Origin of the sequence: Hydrogenophaga sp. (assembly GCF_048549895.1) — a bacterium.
Lineage (GTDB): Bacteria > Pseudomonadota > Gammaproteobacteria > Burkholderiales > Burkholderiaceae_C > Hydrogenophaga.
Genome location: NZ_JBLYYB010000078.1, coordinates 72,931 through 91,999, shown reverse-complemented (window position 1 = coordinate 91,999; position 19,069 = coordinate 72,931). Strand labels below are relative to the sequence as shown.

The 19,069-nt window shown below is 64.7% G+C and carries 22 protein-coding genes; 17 read left to right on the top strand and 5 right to left on the bottom strand.

Translation table 11 applies throughout. The features are described from left to right. Positions 1 to 1,692 (bottom strand): FAD-dependent oxidoreductase, encoded by a 1,692-nt coding sequence (locus ACN4F8_RS08490; RefSeq protein WP_419473164.1) that lies wholly within the window; start codon positions 1,690 to 1,692, stop codon positions 1 to 3. A 109-nt stretch (positions 1,693 to 1,801) separates the two neighbouring features. Between ACN4F8_RS08490 and ACN4F8_RS08485 the strand changes: the two genes are divergently transcribed. Genes ACN4F8_RS08485 through ACN4F8_RS08460 form a run of 6 tightly spaced genes read left to right on the top strand, consistent with a single transcriptional unit; the run spans position 1,802 to position 6,292 of the window. Then, entirely contained in the window at positions 1,802 to 2,245 is a 444-nt protein-coding gene (locus ACN4F8_RS08485; protein ID WP_419473163.1) for a MarR family winged helix-turn-helix transcriptional regulator, read from the top strand. A gap of 46 nt (positions 2,246 to 2,291) precedes the next feature. Then, the gene (locus ACN4F8_RS08480; protein WP_322271388.1) at positions 2,292 to 3,398 is read left to right on the top strand and encodes an S-(hydroxymethyl)glutathione dehydrogenase/class III alcohol dehydrogenase; all 1,107 of its coding nucleotides are present in this window, start codon (positions 2,292 to 2,294) and stop codon (positions 3,396 to 3,398) included. Continuing rightward, complete coding sequence (fghA, locus tag ACN4F8_RS08475; protein ID WP_419473162.1) at positions 3,398 to 4,243, top strand: S-formylglutathione hydrolase; 846 nt, start codon at positions 3,398 to 3,400, stop codon at positions 4,241 to 4,243. The genes ACN4F8_RS08480 and fghA overlap by 1 nt, the downstream gene beginning before the upstream one ends. 4 nt (positions 4,244 to 4,247) lie before the next feature. Continuing rightward, on the top strand, positions 4,248 to 4,907 hold the full coding sequence (locus ACN4F8_RS08470; RefSeq protein WP_419473161.1) for an HAD family hydrolase: 660 nt from the start codon (positions 4,248 to 4,250) through the stop codon (positions 4,905 to 4,907). Positions 4,908 to 4,914: 7 nt separating this feature from the next. Then, positions 4,915 to 5,295, top strand: a complete 381-nt coding sequence (locus tag ACN4F8_RS08465) for a Rieske (2Fe-2S) protein (protein ID WP_419473160.1) — start codon at positions 4,915 to 4,917, stop codon at positions 5,293 to 5,295. 13 nt (positions 5,296 to 5,308) lie between these two features. After that, positions 5,309 to 6,292 carry a S49 family peptidase gene (locus tag ACN4F8_RS08460; protein WP_419473159.1) on the top strand — a complete coding sequence of 328 codons (984 nt, stop codon included), beginning with the start codon at positions 5,309 to 5,311 and terminating at the stop codon, positions 6,290 to 6,292. On the opposite strand, the gene galE is transcribed toward ACN4F8_RS08460, so the two are convergent. Together galE and ACN4F8_RS08450 are read right to left on the bottom strand one after the other, a co-directional pair. Further along, a complete protein-coding gene (gene galE / locus ACN4F8_RS08455; protein WP_419473158.1) occupies positions 6,280 to 7,311 on the bottom strand; it encodes a UDP-glucose 4-epimerase GalE in 1,032 nt (343 codons plus the stop codon). The two genes, ACN4F8_RS08460 and galE, sit on opposite strands and share 13 nt — an antisense overlap. Before the next feature lie 10 nt (positions 7,312 to 7,321). Further along, positions 7,322 to 8,758, bottom strand: a complete 1,437-nt coding sequence (locus tag ACN4F8_RS08450; protein ID WP_419473157.1) for a mannose-1-phosphate guanylyltransferase/mannose-6-phosphate isomerase — start codon at positions 8,756 to 8,758, stop codon at positions 7,322 to 7,324. A 140-nt stretch (positions 8,759 to 8,898) separates the two neighbouring features. Here ACN4F8_RS08450 and galU point away from each other — a divergent pair, with 140 nt between their 5' ends. Further along, positions 8,899 to 9,783: a UTP--glucose-1-phosphate uridylyltransferase GalU gene (gene galU / locus ACN4F8_RS08445; RefSeq protein WP_419473156.1), complete on the top strand. Its 885-nt coding sequence runs from the start codon at positions 8,899 to 8,901 to the stop codon at positions 9,781 to 9,783. A 4-nt stretch (positions 9,784 to 9,787) separates the two neighbouring features. Here the strand turns inward: galU and ACN4F8_RS08440 are convergent, their stop codons facing one another. Both ACN4F8_RS08440 and ACN4F8_RS08435 read right to left on the bottom strand, forming a co-directional pair. Continuing rightward, complete coding sequence (locus ACN4F8_RS08440; protein ID WP_419473219.1) at positions 9,788 to 10,576, bottom strand: SAM-dependent methyltransferase; 789 nt, start codon at positions 10,574 to 10,576, stop codon at positions 9,788 to 9,790. A 5-nt stretch (positions 10,577 to 10,581) separates the two neighbouring features. Further along, complete coding sequence (locus tag ACN4F8_RS08435; protein WP_419473155.1) at positions 10,582 to 11,196, bottom strand: Maf family protein; 615 nt, start codon at positions 11,194 to 11,196, stop codon at positions 10,582 to 10,584. A 37-nt stretch (positions 11,197 to 11,233) separates the two neighbouring features. Between ACN4F8_RS08435 and ACN4F8_RS08430 the strand changes: the two genes are divergently transcribed. From ACN4F8_RS08430 to rpoE, 10 genes are all read left to right on the top strand, one after another. Then, positions 11,234 to 11,800, top strand: a complete 567-nt coding sequence (locus ACN4F8_RS08430) for a YceD family protein (protein ID WP_419473154.1) — start codon at positions 11,234 to 11,236, stop codon at positions 11,798 to 11,800. Between the two features lie 145 nt (positions 11,801 to 11,945). Beyond that, positions 11,946 to 12,128 (top strand): 50S ribosomal protein L32, encoded by a 183-nt coding sequence (gene rpmF / locus ACN4F8_RS08425; RefSeq protein WP_019575026.1) that lies wholly within the window; start codon positions 11,946 to 11,948, stop codon positions 12,126 to 12,128. Between the two features lie 134 nt (positions 12,129 to 12,262). Then, on the top strand, positions 12,263 to 13,324 hold the full coding sequence (gene plsX / locus ACN4F8_RS08420; protein WP_419473153.1) for a phosphate acyltransferase PlsX: 1,062 nt from the start codon (positions 12,263 to 12,265) through the stop codon (positions 13,322 to 13,324). Positions 13,325 to 13,343: 19 nt separating this feature from the next. Next, complete coding sequence (locus tag ACN4F8_RS08415; protein ID WP_419473152.1) at positions 13,344 to 14,321, top strand: beta-ketoacyl-ACP synthase III; 978 nt, start codon at positions 13,344 to 13,346, stop codon at positions 14,319 to 14,321. 48 nt (positions 14,322 to 14,369) lie between these two features. Continuing rightward, positions 14,370 to 15,320: an ACP S-malonyltransferase gene (gene fabD / locus ACN4F8_RS08410; protein ID WP_419473151.1), complete on the top strand. Its 951-nt coding sequence runs from the start codon at positions 14,370 to 14,372 to the stop codon at positions 15,318 to 15,320. Between the two features lie 15 nt (positions 15,321 to 15,335). Next, the gene (gene fabG / locus ACN4F8_RS08405) at positions 15,336 to 16,097 is read left to right on the top strand and encodes a 3-oxoacyl-ACP reductase FabG (RefSeq protein WP_419473150.1); all 762 of its coding nucleotides are present in this window, start codon (positions 15,336 to 15,338) and stop codon (positions 16,095 to 16,097) included. 122 nt (positions 16,098 to 16,219) lie between these two features. Further along, positions 16,220 to 16,459 (top strand): acyl carrier protein, encoded by a 240-nt coding sequence (gene acpP, locus ACN4F8_RS08400; protein WP_068173947.1) that lies wholly within the window; start codon positions 16,220 to 16,222, stop codon positions 16,457 to 16,459. A 92-nt stretch (positions 16,460 to 16,551) separates the two neighbouring features. Continuing rightward, positions 16,552 to 17,796: a beta-ketoacyl-ACP synthase II gene (gene fabF, locus ACN4F8_RS08395; RefSeq protein ID WP_419473149.1), complete on the top strand. Its 1,245-nt coding sequence runs from the start codon at positions 16,552 to 16,554 to the stop codon at positions 17,794 to 17,796. Positions 17,797 to 17,829: 33 nt separating this feature from the next. Then, positions 17,830 to 18,303 carry a hypothetical protein gene (locus ACN4F8_RS08390; protein ID WP_419473148.1) on the top strand — a complete coding sequence of 158 codons (474 nt, stop codon included), beginning with the start codon at positions 17,830 to 17,832 and terminating at the stop codon, positions 18,301 to 18,303. Between the two features lie 91 nt (positions 18,304 to 18,394). Beyond that, complete coding sequence (gene rpoE, locus ACN4F8_RS08385; protein ID WP_419473147.1) at positions 18,395 to 19,036, top strand: RNA polymerase sigma factor RpoE; 642 nt, start codon at positions 18,395 to 18,397, stop codon at positions 19,034 to 19,036. The last annotated feature ends 33 nt before the right edge of the window (positions 19,037 to 19,069 follow it).

Genomic DNA, 19,069 nt, shown 5'->3' with positions numbered 1-19,069 from the left:
TCAGGCCGACGCGTTCACGCGTGCGCCAGTGCAGATGCCCAGCACCTGCGCGGCTTGTGTCGCATCCGTTCCGCGCCAGGCCACGATCTGGTCGGGCCGGATCAGCACCAGCGGGGCTTCGTACAGGGCCAGCAGTTCCGGCGCAGGGTGGCGCACGACCAGGAGGTTCAACTCCGCTGCCTGGGCCTCGCGTTCGAACGCACCGGTGTCGGGCGGCTGCGGACCCAGCGACAGCAGCGTCCATTCGAAGTGAAAGCTGTCGTAGAGCGAGCGCCCGTCTTCCAGCCAGGCGTGTGGTGGACGTCCGCCCGGGCAGGCGCTGGGCACGTACTCGTTGGGCGTGTCTGCTGGCGGGCTTGATCCGTCGGACACGACGATGGGCGACCCGTCGTAACGACCGCCGAAGGTCACACCGGGTATGTTGAATTCGAGCCGCACGTGCGCGTTGAAGTACGCCGATGCGGCCTGGCGGGCGCACTCGCCAGCGGGACCCTCCTGTTCCAGTTCGGGCGTGGCCTTGAACAGGCCCACCGAGTCGGCGAAATGTCTGGCGTAGGCGGTGTTGCGCTGGGCCAGGGGTTTGCGCTCCAGTTCGTAGGTGTCGAGCAGCGATTCGGGCGCGCGCCCCTGCAGCACATGGGCCAGCTTCCAGCCGAGGTTGACGGCGTCCTCCACGGCGGTGTTGTAGCCCAGGCCGCCCGTGGGCGTGAACAGGTGGGCCGCGTCGCCGCCGATGAAGACACGGCCTTTCTGAAACCGTTCTGCCACCAGTGCATGCCCGGCAGTCCAAGTGAGCATGGACAGGATTTCGATGGGGAGTTCGCATCCCATGGCCTGCAAAAAGATGCGCCGGGCGTCGTCCTCGGTCCATGCGTCTGCGTCCTCACCATCGTGAACCGCCGCGTGGAAAGCGAACTCGCTCTGGCCGTCGACGGAGGCCATGAACACGCGCCGTTGCGCGTTCACCGAGACGTACATCCAGGCCTTGTCGTGCGGGAACGCCGCGTGGAAGCCAGGCACGCGGCAGTACAGCGCGAACATTTTTCCGCCCATGAACTCGCGCTTGAAGCCGCTGGCGCCGCCGTAGCCGATGCCCAGATGCTGCCGCACCACGCTGCGTGCGCCGTCCACGCCAACGAGGAAGCGCGCTTTCACCGAGCGCGATCCGGTGCCGTCAACCGAGGCGATGCTGGCTTCGACCTCGCGCCCGTTGTCGTTGAAATCGCGGAGCTGCCAGCCGTGGCGAATGTCGATATCGGACCACTGCCTGGCGTGGCGCATCAGAGTGGCTTCCACGAACTTCTGCGACACGCGGTGGGGCAACTCGGCAGCGCTCCACGAACCGCTCATGCGCTTGATGGTGGCCGCGGCTTGTCCGGCCGTGGGCAGCCGCAAACGCGCCAGTTCATGCTGGCTGAAGCGGGTGAAGTACGCGATGTCGGTCGGATGGTCGGACGGCAGGCCCTGTTCGCGAATTTCATCCGCGAAGCCATGCCGGCGAAAGTGCTCCATGGTGCGCGCCTGGGTCGCGTTGGCCTGCGGGTTGAAGGCGGTCCCGGGCTTGGGTTCCACCAGCAGGGCACGCACGCCGCGCCTGCCCAATTCGTTGGCCAGCATGAGCCCGCAAGGCCCGCCGCCCACGATCAACACCTCGGTGTGGATGTCATCGCCCTGCGGTTGCGTCGGGCTCATCGATAATTTGCCAGCCATTTCGGTCATTTGCTTAGGTTGCCTAACTATTTTGAGTGTACTCAAAAACGATCCACCGTCCAGACCTCGCCGTGCGTCAGACGCCTGGCGCATGCACAACGCGGGTCGTGTGCTGGGCAATGCGCTGACACGTTTCGAGTCCCGTGTGCTGGCGCTGATGGCCCAGGCCGGTCATGCCCAGACGCGCCTGTCCCACATCAACCTCACCCGGCATCTGGACCTGGAGGGCACGCGCATCACGGTGCTGGCGCAACGCGCCCACATGACGAACGCCGCCATGACGGAGCTGATCGACCAGTGCGAGGTGCTGGGTCTGGTGGTGCGCCTGTCCGACCCGGCAGACCGGCGGGCGCGCATTGTGAATTTCACCGAGGCGGGACGCCTGTGGCTGGCTGCGTTTGCCAAAGCGCTGAAGAAGGCCGAACGCGAACTGCTTGACGAGATCGGTGATGAGGCGGCCACCGCGCTGCTGGATGCGCTGGCAAGGTATGGGGGCGTGGTGGATTCCATCGGGGCCCGGGACAAGGCCAATTGATCTGGGGTACCCTCGATGGAGATTTCAACAACCCACCGAACACACCATGAAAACGCAAGCCGCCGTCGCCTGGAAAGCAGGCCAGCCCCTCACCATCGAAACCGTGGACCTGCAGGGGCCGAAATTCGGCGAAGTGCTGGTGGAAATCAAGGCCACCGGCATCTGCCACACCGACTACTACACGCTCTCGGGCGCTGACCCGGAAGGCATTTTCCCCGCCATCCTGGGCCATGAAGGCGCGGGCATCGTGGTGGACGTGGGCCCCGGCGTGACCTCGCTCAAGAAGGGCGATCACGTCATCCCGCTCTATACGCCCGAGTGCCGCCAGTGCAAGTTCTGCCTGAGCCGCAAGACCAACCTGTGCCAGCTGATCCGCGGCACGCAAGGCAAGGGCCTCATGCCCGACGCCACCAGCCGCTTCAGCATCGACGGCCAACCCATCTTTCACTACATGGGCACAAGCACCTTCAGCAACTACACCGTGGCGCCCGAGATTTCGCTGGCCAAGATCCGCGAAGACGCACCGTTCGACAAGGTCTGCTACATCGGCTGCGGCGTCACCACCGGCATCGGTGCGGTGATCTTCTCGGCCAAGGTCGAGGCGGGCGCCAACGTGGTCGTGTTCGGCCTGGGCGGCATCGGCCTGAACGTGATCCAGGGCGCGAAGATGGTGGGCGCCGACAAGATCATCGGTGTCGATCTGAACCCCGCGCGCGAAGCCATGGCGCGCAAGTTCGGCATGACGCACTTCATCAACCCCAAGGAAGTGCCCAATGTGGTGGACGCCATCGTCCAGCTCACCGACGGCGGCGCCGACTACAGCTTCGAGTGCATCGGCAACACCAAGGTGATGCGCGACGCGCTGGAGTGCACCCACAAGGGCTGGGGCCGCAGCATCATCATCGGCGTGGCCGAAGCCGGTGCCGAAATCAGCACGCGTCCGTTTCAGCTGGTCACCGGCCGCAAGTGGGAAGGCTCGGCCTTCGGCGGTGCGCGCGGCCGCACCGACGTGCCCAAGATCGTCGACTGGTACATGGAAGGCAAGATCAACATCGACGACCTGATCACGCACAAGCTTCGGCTGGACCAGATCAACGAAGGCTTTGATTTGATGAAGCGCGGCGAATCCATCCGCGCCGTCGTGGAGTTTTGATGGGTCTGGAAACGCTGAGCGAGCACCGCTGCTTCGGCGGCGTGCAGGGCTTCTACCGGCACGCCTCCGCCGAGATCGGCCTGCCGATGAAGTTTGGCGTGTTCGTGCCGCCGCAAGCGGCTCAGGGCCCAGTGCCGGTGCTGTTCTTTCTGGCCGGGCTGACCTGCACAGAAGAAACCTTTGCCATCAAAGCCGGGGCCCAGCGCGTTGCAGCCGAGCTGGGCCTGATGATCGTCACGCCCGACACCAGCCCGCGCGACACGGGCATCGACGGCGCCAGCGCCGCCTGGGACTTCGGCCACGGCGCCGGTTTTTATCTTGACGCCACCGAGGCGCCCTGGGCCAAACACTTCCGCATGGAGAGCTGGATCACGCAGGAGCTGCGCGCGCTGGTGTTGTCGAAGTTCCCGGCGCGCGCCGACCGCGTGGGTCTGTTCGGCCACTCCATGGGCGGTCACGGCGCACTCACACTCGCCCTGCGTCACCCGGGCCTGTACCAGAGCGTGTCGGCCTTTGCGCCGATCGCCGCGCCCACGCAATGCCCCTGGGGCGAAAAAGCGTTCACCGGCTACCTGGGCGCGGACCGCACGACCTGGGCTGCGCACGACGCCACCGAACTGGTGAAAGCTGGCAAAAAAGCGCCCCCATTGCTCATCGACCAGGGCCTGGCCGACAACTTCCTGGCGGCGCAACTGCATCCCCACCTGTTCGAGGCCGCGTGCCAGCAGGCCGGTCAGCCGCTCACGCTGCGCCGGCATGCCGGCCACGACCACGGCTACTACTTCATCACAAGCTTCATCGACGACCACCTGCGCCACCACGCGCAAACCCTGGCCACTGCCTGACACCATGCGCGCCCGCCACTACGACCTCATCGCCTTCGACTGGGACGGCACCCTGTTCGACTCCACCGCGCTCATTGCCCGCAGCATCCAGCTGGCCGTGAGCGACGTGGGGGGCACGCCGCCCACCCACCAGGCCGCCAGCTACGTGATCGGCATGGGCCTGATGCAAGCGCTGGCCCATGCTGCGCCCGATGTGCCGCCCGAGAAGTACCCGCAGCTGGGCGAGCGCTACCGCCACCACTACACCGCGCGCCAGCACGACCTGAGCTTGTTCGAGGGCGTGCTGCCCTTGCTTGCTGAACTGAAAGAGCGCCAGCACCTGCTGACCGTGGCCACCGGCAAGAGCCGCCGGGGTCTGGACGAGGTGCTGCGCACGGTGGAACTGGTCGGGTTGTTCGACGGTTCGCGCACTGCAGACGAGACCGCCGGAAAGCCGCACCCGCTGATGCTCCAGGAGCTGATGAGCGAGTTCGGCGTTTCGCCCGAGCGCACGCTCATGATCGGCGACACCACACACGACCTGCAGATGGCACTGAACGCGGGTTGTGCGAGCGTGGGTGTGAGCTACGGCGCGCACGAGCCCGACGCGTTTCACGAACTCAAGCCCCTGCATGTGGCGCATTCGGTGCGCGAACTGCGCGACTGGCTCACCCAACACGCCTGAGGCTTCCATGACGCCACCCACCGACGATCCGGTCCACCCGCTGTGCAACAGCCGCGATCTGGTCGACGGGGGACGGGCGGTGTCGTTCGATGTGAACTACGCGGGCCAGACCTGCCGCGCGTTTGCGGTGCGTTTCCAGGGGAAACCACATGCCTACCTGAACCGCTGCGCACACGTGGCCATGGAACTCGACTGGCAGCCCGATCGTTTTTTTGACGACACCGGCCGCTGGCTGATGTGTGCCACACACGGGGCCGTGTACGAGCCTACCAGCGGTGAATGCCGGGGCGGGCCGTGCCGCGGCGGGTTGTTCAAGATCGAACTGCTGGAGCTCGATGGGGTGATTCACTGGCGGTCACAATACCACCTCAAACCTGTTGAATTCTGAGAAATTCCCCACCATGAACGACGACAACCTGGGCTCGACAAGCTCCGCTGGCAGCGACCGCAACCACGGGGTGGCTTGGGAGCGCGCCACGCTGGAAAAGCTGGTGTTTGCCACCATCCGCGAGCAGCAGGCGGCGCGCCGCTGGAAAATGTTCACCCGCTTCATGTGGCTGGCCATTCTGGGCGCGATCGTCTGGTTTCTGTACACCAGCGCCGACATGGCGTCTGCGACCAGCACGCCGCACACGGCAGTGGTCGAGATCAAGGGCGAGATCGCCTCCGGCGCCGAAGCCAGCGCGGAAAACGTGGTCGCTGCATTGCGCTCGGCCTTTGACGACGAGGGCGCCCAGGCGGTGGTGCTGTTGATCAACTCCCCCGGCGGCAGCCCCGTGCAGGCCGGCATCATCAACGACGAGATCACGCGCCTCAAGGGTCTGCACGACAAGAAGGTCTATGCGGTGGTGGAAGAGACCTGTGCCTCGGCCGCCTACTACATCGCGGCGGCGGCCGACAACATCTACGTGGACAAGGCCAGCCTGGTGGGCAGCATCGGCGTGCTCATGGACGGTTTCGGCTTCACCGGGCTCATGGAAAAGCTGGGCATCGAGCGGCGCCTGATGACCGCTGGCGACAACAAGGGTCTGCTCGATCCGTTCAGCCCGCAGAACGAGTCGCAGCGCCAGTTCATGCAGAGCCTGCTGGCCGAGATTCACACGCAGTTCATCGAGGTGGTGAAAAAGGGCCGTGGCGACCGCCTGAAAGAAACACCCGAGACTTTCAGTGGTCTGGTGTGGAACGGCCAGCAAGCCGTGGCACTGGGGCTGGCCGATGGCCTGGGCAACCTCGACTTTGTTGCGCGCGAGGTCGTCAAGGCCGAAGAGCTGGTGGACTACACCCGGCGTGAAAACGTGGGCCTGCGCCTGGCCAAACGTTTTGGCGCAAGCGTCGGCGAGGGCATCTTCCTCGCCGCGCGCTCCGCGGGCGTTCAGCTCCGGTAACCGTTGGGGTTGGCGCGCTGCCAGCGCCAGGCATCGGCGCACATGTCGTCCAGTGTGTGCAGGGCTTGCCAGCCCAGCAGGCGCAAAGCCAGGGCGGGGTCGGCCCAGCACTGCGCCACATCGCCCGCGCGGCGCGGCGCCACACGGTAGGGCACCGGCTTGCCACTGGCGGCCTCAAACGCTTGCACCACGTCAAGCACACTGTGGCCGCGGCCTGTGCCCAGGTTCACGGTGAAACTTTCGCCTTGCCCGAGCAGCGCCTTGATGGCGGCCACATGGCCGTCGGCCAGGTCTTGCACGTGGATGTAGTCGCGCACGCCGGTGCCGTCGGGCGTGGCGTAGTCGTTGCCGTACACGTTGAGGTGCTCGCGCTGGCCCACGGCCACCTGCGCCACATAGGGCATGAGGTTGTTGGGAATGCCGGCCGGGTCTTCGCCGATGAGCCCGCTCGGGTGCGCGCCCACGGGGTTGAAGTAGCGCAGCACGCCCACGCGCCACGCCGGGTTGGCGGTGCGCAGGGCCGAGAGCATGTCCTCGATCACCAGCTTGCTGTGGCCATACGGGTTGGTGTGGCTGCGTGGAAAGTTCTCTGTGATCGGCACTGTTGCCGGGTCGCCGTAGACCGTGGCGCTGCTGGAGAACACCAGCGTGGGCGCGTTGCCCGGCGCTTCGGTGTACACGGTGTCCATGGCGCGCAGCAGGCTGACCGCACCGCCGATGTTGTTGTGGAAGTACTTGAGCGGCAGCGCCACGCTCTCGCCCACCGCCTTGTCGCCTGCAAAGTGCACCACACCGGCCGGCTGGTGGCGGCGCAGCACGTCTTGCACCCACATTGTGTCGAGTACATCACCGCGTTCCAGTGTGATGGATCGGCCGGTGATGGTGGCCAGGCGCTCCATCACCACCGGGTGGCTGTTGGCAAAGTTGTCCAGAACGATCGGATCGAAACCCGCCGCCACCAGGGCAACCGCTGTGTGGCTGCCGATATAGCCGGCTCCGCCGGTCAGCAAAATCTTCATGCGTGGAGCCTCAGGGTTTGGCGGCGTCGGGCTGGCGGCCGTACTTGTCTTCCAGGCGAACAATGTCGTCTTCGCCCAGGTAGCTGCCCGACTGCACTTCGATCATTTCCAGCGGCAGCTTGCCCGGGTTGTGCAGGCGGTGCACTTCGCCGATGGGGATGTAGGTCGACTGGTTCTCCGACAGCAGGTAGGTCTCTGCGCCGCGCGTGACCTCGGCCGTGCCCTTGACGACGATCCAGTGCTCGGCTCGGTGGTGGTGCTTCTGCAGGCTGAGGCTGGCGCCGGGTTTGACACCGATGCGCTTGACCTGGAAGCGCTCGCCCACGTCCACGCTGTCGTACCAACCCCAGGGGCGCGCCACGCGGCGGTGAAGCGCAGCCTCCGGCACCTTGAGGCGCGACAGGTGCGCGACCACGTCCTTCACTTGTTCTGCGTGGTCGCGCTGGGCCACCAGCAGGGCGTCGGGCGTGTCGATGATCAGCAGGTCCTTGGTGCCCAGGGCCACCACGGTGCGGCCCGGTGCGTGGATGAAGGTGTTGCTCGCGTGCAGCGTGTGGCCCTGGCCGGTGATGCGGTTGCCGTCGTCGTCGGCCGGGCTGAGGTCGGCCACGGCGTTCCAGCTTCCCACGTCGCTCCACTGGCCCTGGAAGGGCACCACGGCCACGTCGGCGTGGCGCTCCATCACCGCGTAGTCGATGCTCTGCGAGCGGCAGGCGAGGAAGGGCGCGGCTTCGGGTCGCACAAAGTGGATCTGGCCCACGGTGTCCTGCTTCGGCGCAGCCATCGCCTGACGGCACGATTGCAGGATGTCGTTGGCGTGCTGGCCGAGTGCGGTCAACAACGTGCTGGCGCGCACCAGGAAGATGCCGGCATTCCACAGCACGTTGCCTTGCAGCAGCAAGGCCTGGGCAGCGGCGGGCGCGGGCTTTTCGATGAAGCGCGCCACGCGGCGGCTGCCATCGGTGCGGGCATCACCCTGTTCGATGTAGCCGTACGCCGTGCTCGGAAAACTGGGCACCACGCCGAAGGTGACGATGGCGCCGGCTTCAGCTGCCGCCACCCCTTGACGAACCGTGTGTGCGAAAGCCTCGACGTCGGGAATGTGGTGGTCGGAGGGGCAGAACAGCAGCAGCGGGTCGGCATCTGCCGGGCTGGCGGCCAGCAAGGCGGCCAACGCCATGGCCGCAGCCGTGTTGCGCGCCGCCGGCTCCAGCAGCACCTGGCCGGCCGAGTTTTGCGATTCCATCGCATCAGCGACCAGAAAACGGTGGTCTTCCGAGGCCACGCACACGGGCGGGTTGCCGCACCAGGCCAGGCGCGCCAGCGTCAGCTGCAACAGGCTCTGGTTGCCCACCAGCGGAACGAATTGCTTGGGGAAGCTCTGGCGGCTCAGTGGCCACAGGCGGGTGCCGGAGCCGCCGCAAAGAATGACGGGGGTGATGCTCATGTTCTGCTGATCGGGAAGGTGGACGGTGAGTGGCTGGACCCGTCTGGGAGCCCGAGGCAGTGTAGCCCTTCGAGGTCGTTTCATGCTGCGCCGTTACCATGCAAGGCTGCACTCCTGAAACAACAAGCCAGAGAGAGACCATGACCATTCGCAAAGCTGTTTTTCCTGTGGGCGGCCTCGGCACCCGCTTTCTGCCCGCCACCAAAGCCATCCCCAAGGAAATGCTGCCCGTGGTCGACAAGCCATTGATTCAATACGCGGTGGAAGAGGCTTATGCCGCCGGCATCCGCGAAATGATCTTCGTGACCGGTCGCCACAAGCGCGCCATTGAAGACCACTTCGACACCGCCTACGAGCTGGAGATGGAACTCGAAGCGGCCGGCAAGTCGGCCCTGCTTGAACTCGTTCACTCCATCAAGCCCGACGACATGGACTGCGTGTACGTGCGCCAACCCCGCGCGCTCGGTCTGGGGCACGCGGTGTTGTGCGCCGAGCGCCTGGTGGGCGACGAGCCGTTTGCTGTGTTGCTGGCCGACGATCTGATGATGGGCGCGCGCCAGGCCGAGGGCGGCCCCACCGTGTTGCAACAGATGGTGCAAGCCTTTGAGTCCAGCCCCGGCACCGTGCTGGCTGTGCAAGACGTGCCGCGCGCGGACACCCGGCGCTACGGCGTGGTTGATGTGCATGGTGTGAGCGCAGCGCTGGCCGAGGTATTCGCCATGGTCGAGAAGCCTGCGCCTGATGTGGCGCCGTCCACCCTGGCGGTGGCGGGCCGCTACGTGCTCACGCCAGCGGTGTTCGAGAGCATTCGCCGCCAGCCCCGTGGCGCGGGAGGCGAGATCCAGCTCACCGACGGCATTGCCGCGTTGATCGGCACCGAGAAGGTGCAGGCCTTCCGCTACGACGGCACGCGCTACGACTGCGGCAGCAAAGAGGGTTTCCTGGAGGCCACGATCGATCTCGCGCTGGCGAATGCTGAACTGGGCGCCTCGGTGCGCGCCCACATCAAACGCGTGATGGGCTGAACCTTCAGCGACCGAACAAAAACACCGCAGGCGTGTCCAGCGGCAGATCGTTGGCAATGCCCGGGCTGCGCTTCCACTCGCTCACCAGTGCGCTGCGGCTCACCTGCTGCGGGAGCGACATCGCGCAACACACGGCCAACCGGGTGTGCGGGTGCAGGGTCTGCAAGAGCGCCTGCAGCAGCGCGGTGTTGCGGTAGGGCGTCTCGATCAGGATCTGGGTTTGTCCGGTTTTCAGCGCCAGCGCCTCCAGATCGTGCAGGCGCTTGCCCCGCTCGGAGGCTTCTTGCGGCACATAGCCCACAAACGCAAAACTTTGTCCGTTCAAGCCACTGGCGGCCAGCGCCAGCATCAGCGAAACCGGTCCCGTGAGCGGCACCACCTGCAAACCCAGGGCATGCGCTGCGCGCACCACCGCGCTGCCCGGGTCGGCAATGGCTGGCATGCCGGCCTCGCTCACCAGGCCGATGTGGTGGCCTTGCAGGGCGGGGGCCAACAGCTCGCGCGCTTGCGCATCGCCTCCGGCCTGCGGTGTGTGGTCGCCTTTCTTGTGAGCGGCCCGGGGCAGCTCGACGATGTGTTGGTTCTGCATGGGTGCCGCAATGCCCACCGCCGCCTCCACCCGCTTCAGGAAAGCCCGTGTGCTCTTCGCGTTTTCGGTGATCCAGTGCGTCAGGCCACTGGCCACCAGCATCGTTTCTTTGGGGAGCCACGTGTCTGCCGGTGCCGCCTCCAGCGCCACGCCGAAGTCCAGCGGCGTGGGCACCAGGTAAAGCGTTCCCCTGGGGGTGAGCAGGGCACTCACGGCACGTGCACGCCCGCAGCGCGGATCATGCGGCAGGTGCGGATCAGCGGCAGACCCACCAGCGCGGTGGGATCGTCGTTGTCGATGCGCTCCAGCAGCGCGATGCCCAGACCTTCGCTCTTGGCGCTGCCAGCGCAGTCGTAGGGTTGCTCGGCCCGCAGGTAGCGCTCGATCTCGGCATCGCTGAGCTTGCGGAAAACCACACGCACCGAGGCGATGTCGCACTGCTCGAAGCCCGTGGCCGCGCAGACCACCGCCAGCGCGGTCTGGAACACCACCGTTTCACCGCGCAACCGTTTGAGTTGGACCACCGCGCGTTCGTGGGTACCGGGTTTGCCCAGCGGCTCGCCTCGCAAATCCGCCACCTGGTCGCTGCCGATCACCACCGCCTGCGGGTGGCGCGCCGCCACGTCGCGTGCCTTGGCGAGCGCAAGGCGCACCGCCAGGTCCGCCGGGTTCTCGCCCGATCTCGGGGTTTCGTCCACGTTGGGCGCCACAGCCTCGAACGGCAACTTCAATCGGGACAGCAGCTCGTGCCGGTAACGTGAAGTGGAGCCCAGGATGAGTGGGCGCGAGCTGGGAGGCGATGCGATGGGGCGGTCGGGCGTCATCCCGCTATTCTGCGTGCATTCTTTTAAACTGCCCGACATGAAACCCACACCCAAGACCAGCTGGAATCCCGACAGGCTGGACGTGCGCGCCTTTGCCCAGGCCGGCGCAGATTTGCAGGCAGACGATCCCATGACCCGTTTCGAGCGGCTGGTTGCCGAGGCCCATGCCGACGAAGCCCAGCCCGCCCTGGGTTCGGTGACCTGGCAAGCCCACGGTGAAATGCGCGCCGGAGCCTCCGGCGGAGCGCCGGCCGTCTGGCTGCACCTGCAGGCCAAGACATCGATTCCCTTGACGTGCCAACGCTGTCTTGGCCCGGTCGACACACCGCTGAACGTCGATCGGTGGTTCCGCTTCGTGAACGACGAGGCCACGGCGGAGGCCGAAGACGACGACTGTGAGGAAGATCTGCTGGCGCTGGAGCCCCGCCCCCGGCTTCACGATGTGCTGGAAGACGAAATGCTGATGGAGTTGCCGCTGGTCCCCCTGCACGAAACCTGCCCAGTGCCGGTCGTCATGCAGGCGTCAGACCCCATGGTGGGGATGGACGATGGCGAGCCCGAGCGCAAAAACCCGTTTGCCGGGTTGGCCAAGCTCAAAAAGTAGGCAAGCCGCCTGCCCCTCATCGGTCTCTGGGCTCGAATGGGCGCTTCGGGCTATAATGCTTGGCTTTGCGCAGGCATCCAAAGGCACACCGACGTGCATGGTTTCAGGCGCACCCGTTTGTCCCTACCGATTTCAGGAGCCCACCATGGCTGTTCAGCAAAACAAAAAGTCCCCTTCCAAGCGCGGTATGCACCGTTCGCACAACGCCTTGAACGTGCCGGGCATCGCCGTGGAACCCACCACCGGTGAAATCCACCTGCGCCACCACATCAGCCCCAACGGTTTTTACCGTGGTCGTCAGGTGCTGAAGAACAAATCCGAAGCCTGACGTGACGGTTCGCCATTGGCCTCGCTGCGTCATGCGCTCGGGGTCAGGCGGACTCGACAGGCCCAGGCCCGCATGTTCCATGCGGGCTTTTTTCATGGAAGGGGCACCTGCCGTGCCCGCCTCAGGAACTTGAGATGATCACCATTGCCGTGGATTGCATGGGTGGAGATGTCGGTCCGGGCGTGACGATGCCCGCCTGCCAGGCCTTTCTCGCCAGCCACCCGCAAGCCCAACTCTTGCTGGTGGGCAAGCCCGATGTGTTCCGGGCATGGCCTCAGTTGCTCAACAACGTGCGCTGCACCGTTGTGCCGGCGACCGAAGTCGTGGGCATGGACGATGCGGTGGAGATCGCCCTGCGGCGAAAAAAAGACTCGTCCATGCGCGTGGCGATCAATCAGGTCAAGGACGGTGCGGCTCAGGCCGTGGTGTCTGCCGGCAACACCGGCGCTCTGATGGCCATTGCCCGGTACGTGCTCAAGACCATGGACGGCATTGATCGACCGGCCATCGCCACGCAAATGCCCAATGCCCGCGGAGGCGCCACCACGGTGCTGGACCTGGGGGCCAACGTCGATTGCTCAGCCGAGCATCTGTTGCAGTTCGCCGTGATGGGCTCGGCCCTGGTGGCTGCGGCCACTGGTCGCCCGGAGCCCAGCGTCGGCTTGCTGAATGTCGGTGAAGAGGTCATCAAAGGCAGTGAAGTGATCAAAAAAGCGGGTGTTTTGCTGCGAAATGCAGCCAACACCGGCGATCTCAACTTCTTTGGCAATGTGGAAGGTGATGACATCTTCAAGGGCACGACCGACATCGTTGTGTGCGACGGTTTTGTGGGCAACGTTGCGCTGAAGGCCAGCGAAGGGCTGGCCTCGATGATCAGCGGTTTTCTTCGAGAAGAGTTTTCCAGCAGCATCTTCCGGAAAATGGCGGCCATCGTTGCTTATCCGGTTTTAAAGTCTTTTAAAAATCGGGTTGATCACCGTCGGTACAACGGGGCAGCACTGTTGGGCCTCCAGGGACTGGTGTTCAAGAGCCACGGTTCGGCGGACGCGTTCGCGTTCGAGCAGGCCTTGGGGCGGGCTTATGATGCGGCCCACAACCGGTTGCTCGACAACGTGCGAGAACGCATTGCACACGCGCAGCAGCTGATGTCGCCAGAGTCGCTGCCCAGCGAACTCAAGAGCATCCCGACACTCTGACCCATCCCAACCGCACCGCATGACCCGTTTTGCCCGCATCACCGGCACCGGCAGTTGCCTGCCGCCGAACCGCCTGACCAACGCCGACATGGTCGGCATGCTGGCCCAGCGTGGCGTGGAAACCAGCGACGACTGGATCGTGGAACGCACCGGTATCCGTGCGCGCCACTTCGTTGCGGACGGTGTGTTCGCCAGTGACCTGGCGGCCGTGGCCTGCCGCGAAGCCATGACCGCCGCGGGTGTGCTGCCGGCCGACATCGACCTGATCATCGTGGCCACATCGACGCCCGACATGGTCTTTCCGTCGACCGCCGCGCTGCTGCAGCACAAGCTGGGTATCGCCGGCTGCCCCGTGTTCGATGTGCAGGCGGTCTGCAGTGGCTTCATCTATGCACTCACCGTGGCCGACGCCCTGATCCAGTCGGGCACCGCGCACAAGGCGCTCGTGGTCGGCTCCGAAGTGTTCAGCCGCCTTCTGGATTTCAACGACCGCACCACCTGCGTGTTGTTTGGCGATGGCGCCGGTGCCGTGGTGCTGGAAGCGTCTGACAAGCCCGGCATCCTTGCCACCGATATCCACGCCGATGGCAAACACTCGAGCATCCTGTGTGTGCCCGGGCACGTGTCGGGCGGCTTGATCCTGGGCGACCCGCTGCTCAAGATGGACGGCCAGGCGGTGTTCAAGCTGGCGGTGGGCGTGCTCGAAGACACCGCACGGGCCGTGCTCGCCAAAGCGGGCAAAACGGCCGAGGACGTGGATTGGCTCATTCCGCACCAGGCCAACATCCGCATCATGCAAAGCACGGCGCGCAAGCTCAAGCTGCCCATGGACAAGGTGGTGGTGACCGTCGACCAGCATGGCAACACATCGGCTGCTTCGATCCCGCTGGCGCTGGACCACGCGGTGCGCCAGGGCCGGGTGAAAAAAGGCGACACCCTGATGCTCGAAGGCGTGGGCGGAGGCTTCACCTGGGGCGCCGTGCTGCTGGACTTCTGAGCAGAGCCGCCCAGGGGGCTTCTTCCGCACCAGACCATTGAAGATCACATGAAGAATTTTGCGTTTGTATTTCCCGGCCAGGGCTCACAAGCCGTGGGCATGCTGGACGCCTGGGGCGATCACCCGGAGGTGTTGGGCACCCTCGCCGAAGCCTCGGACGCCCTGAGCGAAAACGTGGGTCAGCTGATCCACGACGGCCCCAAGGAACTGCTGTCCCTCACGACCAACACGCAGCCGGTGATGCTGGTGGCCGGCGTGGCCGCCTGGCGTGTCTGGCGTGCCGAGGGCGGTGCTCTGCCGTCGGTGCTTGCGGGCCATTCGCTGGGCGAATATGCGGCGCTGGTGGCGTCCGGCGTGTTGACGTTGGCCCAGGCTGCGCCACTCGTGCGTTTCCGTGCAGCCGCCATGCAGGAAGCCGTGCCCGTGGGCACCGGTGCCATGGCTGCCATTCTTGGCATGGATGCGCAGCGCGTCATTGCCGGCTGTGCCGAGGCGCAAGCCACGTTTGGTGCGGGCACTGTGGAGGTGGTCGAGGCTGTGAACTTCAACGATCCATCCCAGACGGTGATCGCGGGCAGCAAGGCCGCGGTCGAGAAAGCCTGCGAAGTGCTCAAGGCCAACGGCGCGAAGCGCGCCTTGCCTTTGTCGGTGTCGGCGCCTTTCCACTCCAGCCTCATGAAGCCTGCTGCCGAGCTGTTGAAAGAAAAACTGGCGAGCACGGTTTTTTCAGCTTCGCAGATTCCTGTTGTGAACAACATCGATGTGGCGGTGGAAACCGACGCGCACCGCATTCGTGACGCGCTGTACCGCCAGGCGTTCGGCCCGGTGCGGTGGGTGGAATGTGTCCAGGCCATCAAGGCGCGCGGAGTCGACACCATCGTCGAATGCGGCCCGGGCAAGGTGCTGGCCGGTATGGCCAAGCGCATCGACCCCGAGCTCACGGGCGCGCCCCTTTACGATCCGGCGACCTTGGCCGATGTCAAAACCCTGTTGGCCTGAGTTCAGGAGCACACCATGTCTGAAGTGAAGTTTGCGGGCCAGGTGGCCTTGGTCACAGGCGCCTCGCGCGGCATTGGTGCGGCCATTGCACATGAACTGGCTGCGCGTGGCCTCATCGTCATCGGAACCGCCACCAGCGACGAAGGTGCGGCCAAGATCACCACCAGCCTGACCGGTGTCGCCGGCGCGGCGGTGGGTTGCCGTGGAGCGAAACTGGACGTGAACGATGCCGCTTCCGCTGAAGCGTTGATCGATGAAATCGTCAAGGCCCATGGCGGGTTGCAGGTATTGGTGAACAACGCCGGCATCACCCGCGACATGCTGGCGATGCGCCTGAAAGATGACGACTGGGATGCCGTGCTCGACACCAACTTGAAGGCGGTGTTCCGCATGAGCCGAGCAGTGATTCGCCCCATGATGAAGCAGCGCTATGGCCGCATCATCAGCATCACCAGTGTGGTGGGTGCCTCGGGCAACGCGGGCCAGGCCAACTACGCAGCGGCCAAGGCCGGTGTGGCCGGCATGACCCGTGCTCTGGCGCGTGAACTCGGCAGTCGCAACATCACGGTGAACTGCGTGGCGCCCGGTTTCATCGAAACCGACATGACCGCAGCGCTGCCCGAAGAACAGCAGAAAGCGCTGTTGGGTCAGATCCCGCTGGGGCACCTGGGCAAACCAGCCGACATCGCGCATGCGGTGGCCTACCTGGCAGGTCCACAAGCGTCTTACGTGACGGGCCAGGAGTTGCATGTCAACGGCGGCATGTTCATGTCCTGACAACGCGACCCGCTTCAAATGTGTTCAATCGCCGCGCCAGCCGCCCGGCGGGCCATCTGGGGAGACCTCCCTAGCCCGGCTAAAATGGCGGCCTTGCATTTCAACCACCCTCAGAGGGACTTATGAGCGATATCGAAGCACGTGTTAAGAAAATCATTGCCGAACAACTCGGTGTGGAAGAGGGCCAGGTCACCAACGAAAAAGCTTTCGTGGCCGACCTCGGTGCCGACTCTCTCGACACGGTCGAATTGGTGATGGCTCTCGAGGACGAGTTCGGTATCGAAATCCCCGACGAAGACGCCGAGAAAATCACGACGGTGCAAAACGCCATCGACTACGCAATGGCCCACCAGAAGGCCTGATTGTTTATTTGCATGCGCTCAACCGCTGCCTGCCCGCCAAGTTCTTCGAACCCGGGTTGCCAGGTGTGCGGTCAAGAGCGCGGGGGAATTGAATGAGCCGTCGTCGCGTTGTCGTGACAGGCCTGGGCTGTATCAGCCCCGTGGGAAACACGGTGGAAGATGCCTGGGCCAATCTGTTGGCCGGACGCTCCGGCATTGACCTCATCACCCGGTTTGACGCTTCCAGCTTCGCCTGCAAGATCGCAGGCGAGGTCAAAGGATTCAACATCGAGTCCTACATGAGCGCCAAAGAGGCGCGCACGATGGACGCCTTCATCCACTTTGGCGTGGCAGCAGCCCATCAGGCTGTCGTCGACTCGGGCTTGCCTCTGGGCGATGCGCTGGATGAAGAGACCGCGATCCGCATCGGTTGCATCATCGGTTCGGGCATTGGTGGTTTGCCACTGATCGAGGAAACCCACGCCGAATTGGTGAACCGCGGGCCGCGCCGCATCTCGCCATTTTTCGTGCCCGCTTCAATCATCAACATGATCGCCGGCCATGTGTCGATGCGATACGGCTTCAAGGGGCCAAACCTGGCGGTGGTGACGGCTTGCACCACGGGCCTGCATTGCATCGGTGAGGCCGCTCGCAAGATCGAATACGGCGATGCAGACGTGATCGTGGCCGGCGGCTCCGAAGCCACCGTGTCGCCTCTGGGTGTGGGTGGTTTTGCCGCCATGCGCGCCCTGTCCACACGCAACGACGACCCGGCCACGGCCTCCCGCCCCTGGGACAAGGACCGCGATGGTTTTGTGTTGGGCGAAGGCGCCGGCGTGATGGTGCTCGAAGAGTACGAGTTCGCCAAAGCGCGCGGCGCACGCATCTACGCCGAGCTCTCAGGCTATGGTTTGAGCGCCGACGCAGGCCACATGACGGCCCCCAGCATGGACGGCCCTCGCCGCGCGATGGGCAGTGCCCTGCGCAACGCGGGTCTGAACGCTGATCAAGTGGATTACCTCAACGCGCACGGAACTTCGACGCCTTTGGGCGACCTGAATGAAACCAACGCCATCAAGGCAGCTTTGGGCGACCACGCAGGCAACGTGGTGGTCAACTCCACCAAATCCATGACAGGTCATTTGCTGGGCGGCGCAGGTGGCATCGAGAGCGTGTTCACCGTGCTCGCTCTGCACCACCAGAAGAGCCCGCCGACCATCAACATCTTCAACCAGGATCCGGAATGTGATCTGGACTACTGCGCCAACACCGCGCGGGACATGAAGATCGACGTTGCACTCAAAAACAATTTTGGCTTCGGCGGCACCAACGGTTCGTTGGTCTTCAAGCGCATTTGAAGTCCTCGATCGCTTCTATCCCGCGCTCATTTCATGCACAACGCCCCATCCGTGGTCTTCCCGGTGGGGCGTTGTGCGTTTCAGGCCTGGCTGCTGGGGGCGCTTGGAGCGGTGAGCGCCGCGGTGGGAATGCTTTTTCTGATCGAGTCGGATTTCCGAACCTTCGGCGTCCGGGGTTGGCTCCCTTGTGTGGCGGGTGTTGTCGGGTGGCTGATATGGGCGACGTGGGCTTTTCTGAGCTGGCTTCGTTCGCCTCAGGGTACCCTGCGCTGGGAGCCATGGCGTGTGGAGGAGGGCGGCGCCAGCGGTGTCTGGTCGTGGACCGATCACGCGGGCGCCGGGCCGCAGGTGTTGAGCGGCATGGAGCGCGTGCTCGATTTTCAAAGCCGTGTCTTGCTGCGCTTTTGCGAGCCGGGCCGAGGGCAGCGGTGGGTCTGGGTCGAGAGAGGTGCCTTTCCTGCGCGTTGGAACGACCTGCGTCGGGCACTGGTGGCGAGCCGGGCCTGATGGCTGCAAGCATCGCGCAGGCCTTTGCCGCCGCAGGCCATGCTCCTTTGCGGTCTTCGTCTTTCACCCCTTGGGTTATATTTCCGCGCGCATGAATCCCGAAGACCACACCGCCCCCCCGCCTCCCGACAGCGACGTCATGTTGGTGCAGCGCACACTGGGCGGCGAGCAGCGAGCGTTTGAATTGCTCGTCATCAAATACCAGCGCCGCGTGGAGCGGCTGATCGGTCGCATGGTGCGCGACTCCGATCTGGTTCAAGACATCGCGCAGGAAACCTTCATCCGGGCCTACCGGGCGCTGGCGCAGTTCCGGGGTGATGCCCAGTTCTACACCTGGCTGTACCGGATCGCGGTGAACACCGCAAAAAAGCAGCTGATGGAGCTCAAGCGCGATCCCCTGGTTTTCCAGTCGCAGATGAAATCCTCGGACGACGATGAAACTTCCTCGTCCGAACGCGAACTAAATTTCAACGCGGCCGACACCGAGACGCCCGAGGCGGTGCTGGCCAGCAAGGAGATTGCCCAAGCGGTCAATGCGGCCATGGATGCGCTGCCCGAAGAGTTGCGAATGGCGATCACCTTGCGGGAAATCGAGGGCATGAGCTACGAAGAAATTGCGCAGGCGCTGGAATGTCCGATTGGAACGGTTCGTTCGCGGATTTTTCGAGCACGCGAGGCGATTTCCGGACGCATCAAACCGATGCTGGAACGCCAAACGGGCAAACGCTGGTAGTGGAGTTGCGCAGTCGTTTGACGCACGCAAGCC

What these genes read in the sequence shown, in the direction of transcription:
- rpmF (WP_019575026.1), top strand. Translation starts at nt 11,946, where the DNA reads ATGGCTGTTCAGCAAAACAAAAAGTCCCCTTCCAAGCGCGGTATGCAC.
- acpP (WP_068173947.1), top strand. Translation starts at nt 16,220, where the DNA reads ATGAGCGATATCGAAGCACGTGTTAAGAAAATCATTGCCGAACAACTC.
- ACN4F8_RS08470 (WP_419473161.1), top strand. Translation starts at nt 4,248, where the DNA reads ATGCGCGCCCGCCACTACGACCTCATCGCCTTCGACTGGGACGGCACC.
- ACN4F8_RS08485 (WP_419473163.1), top strand. Translation starts at nt 1,802, where the DNA reads ATGCACAACGCGGGTCGTGTGCTGGGCAATGCGCTGACACGTTTCGAG.
- galU (WP_419473156.1), top strand. Translation starts at nt 8,899, where the DNA reads ATGACCATTCGCAAAGCTGTTTTTCCTGTGGGCGGCCTCGGCACCCGC.
- ACN4F8_RS08390 (WP_419473148.1), top strand. Translation starts at nt 17,830, where the DNA reads ATGCACAACGCCCCATCCGTGGTCTTCCCGGTGGGGCGTTGTGCGTTT.
- fabG (WP_419473150.1), top strand. Translation starts at nt 15,336, where the DNA reads ATGTCTGAAGTGAAGTTTGCGGGCCAGGTGGCCTTGGTCACAGGCGCC.
- fabF (WP_419473149.1), top strand. Translation starts at nt 16,552, where the DNA reads ATGAGCCGTCGTCGCGTTGTCGTGACAGGCCTGGGCTGTATCAGCCCC.
- plsX (WP_419473153.1), top strand. Translation starts at nt 12,263, where the DNA reads ATGATCACCATTGCCGTGGATTGCATGGGTGGAGATGTCGGTCCGGGC.
- fabD (WP_419473151.1), top strand. Translation starts at nt 14,370, where the DNA reads ATGAAGAATTTTGCGTTTGTATTTCCCGGCCAGGGCTCACAAGCCGTG.
- ACN4F8_RS08430 (WP_419473154.1), top strand. Translation starts at nt 11,234, where the DNA reads ATGAAACCCACACCCAAGACCAGCTGGAATCCCGACAGGCTGGACGTG.
- ACN4F8_RS08415 (WP_419473152.1), top strand. Translation starts at nt 13,344, where the DNA reads ATGACCCGTTTTGCCCGCATCACCGGCACCGGCAGTTGCCTGCCGCCG.
- ACN4F8_RS08480 (WP_322271388.1), top strand. Translation starts at nt 2,292, where the DNA reads ATGAAAACGCAAGCCGCCGTCGCCTGGAAAGCAGGCCAGCCCCTCACC.
- galE (WP_419473158.1), bottom strand. Translation starts at nt 7,311, where the DNA reads ATGAAGATTTTGCTGACCGGCGGAGCCGGCTATATCGGCAGCCACACA.
- ACN4F8_RS08460 (WP_419473159.1), top strand. Translation starts at nt 5,309, where the DNA reads ATGAACGACGACAACCTGGGCTCGACAAGCTCCGCTGGCAGCGACCGC.
- ACN4F8_RS08465 (WP_419473160.1), top strand. Translation starts at nt 4,915, where the DNA reads ATGACGCCACCCACCGACGATCCGGTCCACCCGCTGTGCAACAGCCGC.
- ACN4F8_RS08450 (WP_419473157.1), bottom strand. Translation starts at nt 8,758, where the DNA reads ATGAGCATCACCCCCGTCATTCTTTGCGGCGGCTCCGGCACCCGCCTG.
- ACN4F8_RS08435 (WP_419473155.1), bottom strand. Translation starts at nt 11,196, where the DNA reads ATGACGCCCGACCGCCCCATCGCATCGCCTCCCAGCTCGCGCCCACTC.
- rpoE (WP_419473147.1), top strand. Translation starts at nt 18,395, where the DNA reads ATGAATCCCGAAGACCACACCGCCCCCCCGCCTCCCGACAGCGACGTC.
- ACN4F8_RS08490 (WP_419473164.1), bottom strand. Translation starts at nt 1,692, where the DNA reads ATGAGCCCGACGCAACCGCAGGGCGATGACATCCACACCGAGGTGTTG.
- fghA (WP_419473162.1), top strand. Translation starts at nt 3,398, where the DNA reads ATGGGTCTGGAAACGCTGAGCGAGCACCGCTGCTTCGGCGGCGTGCAG.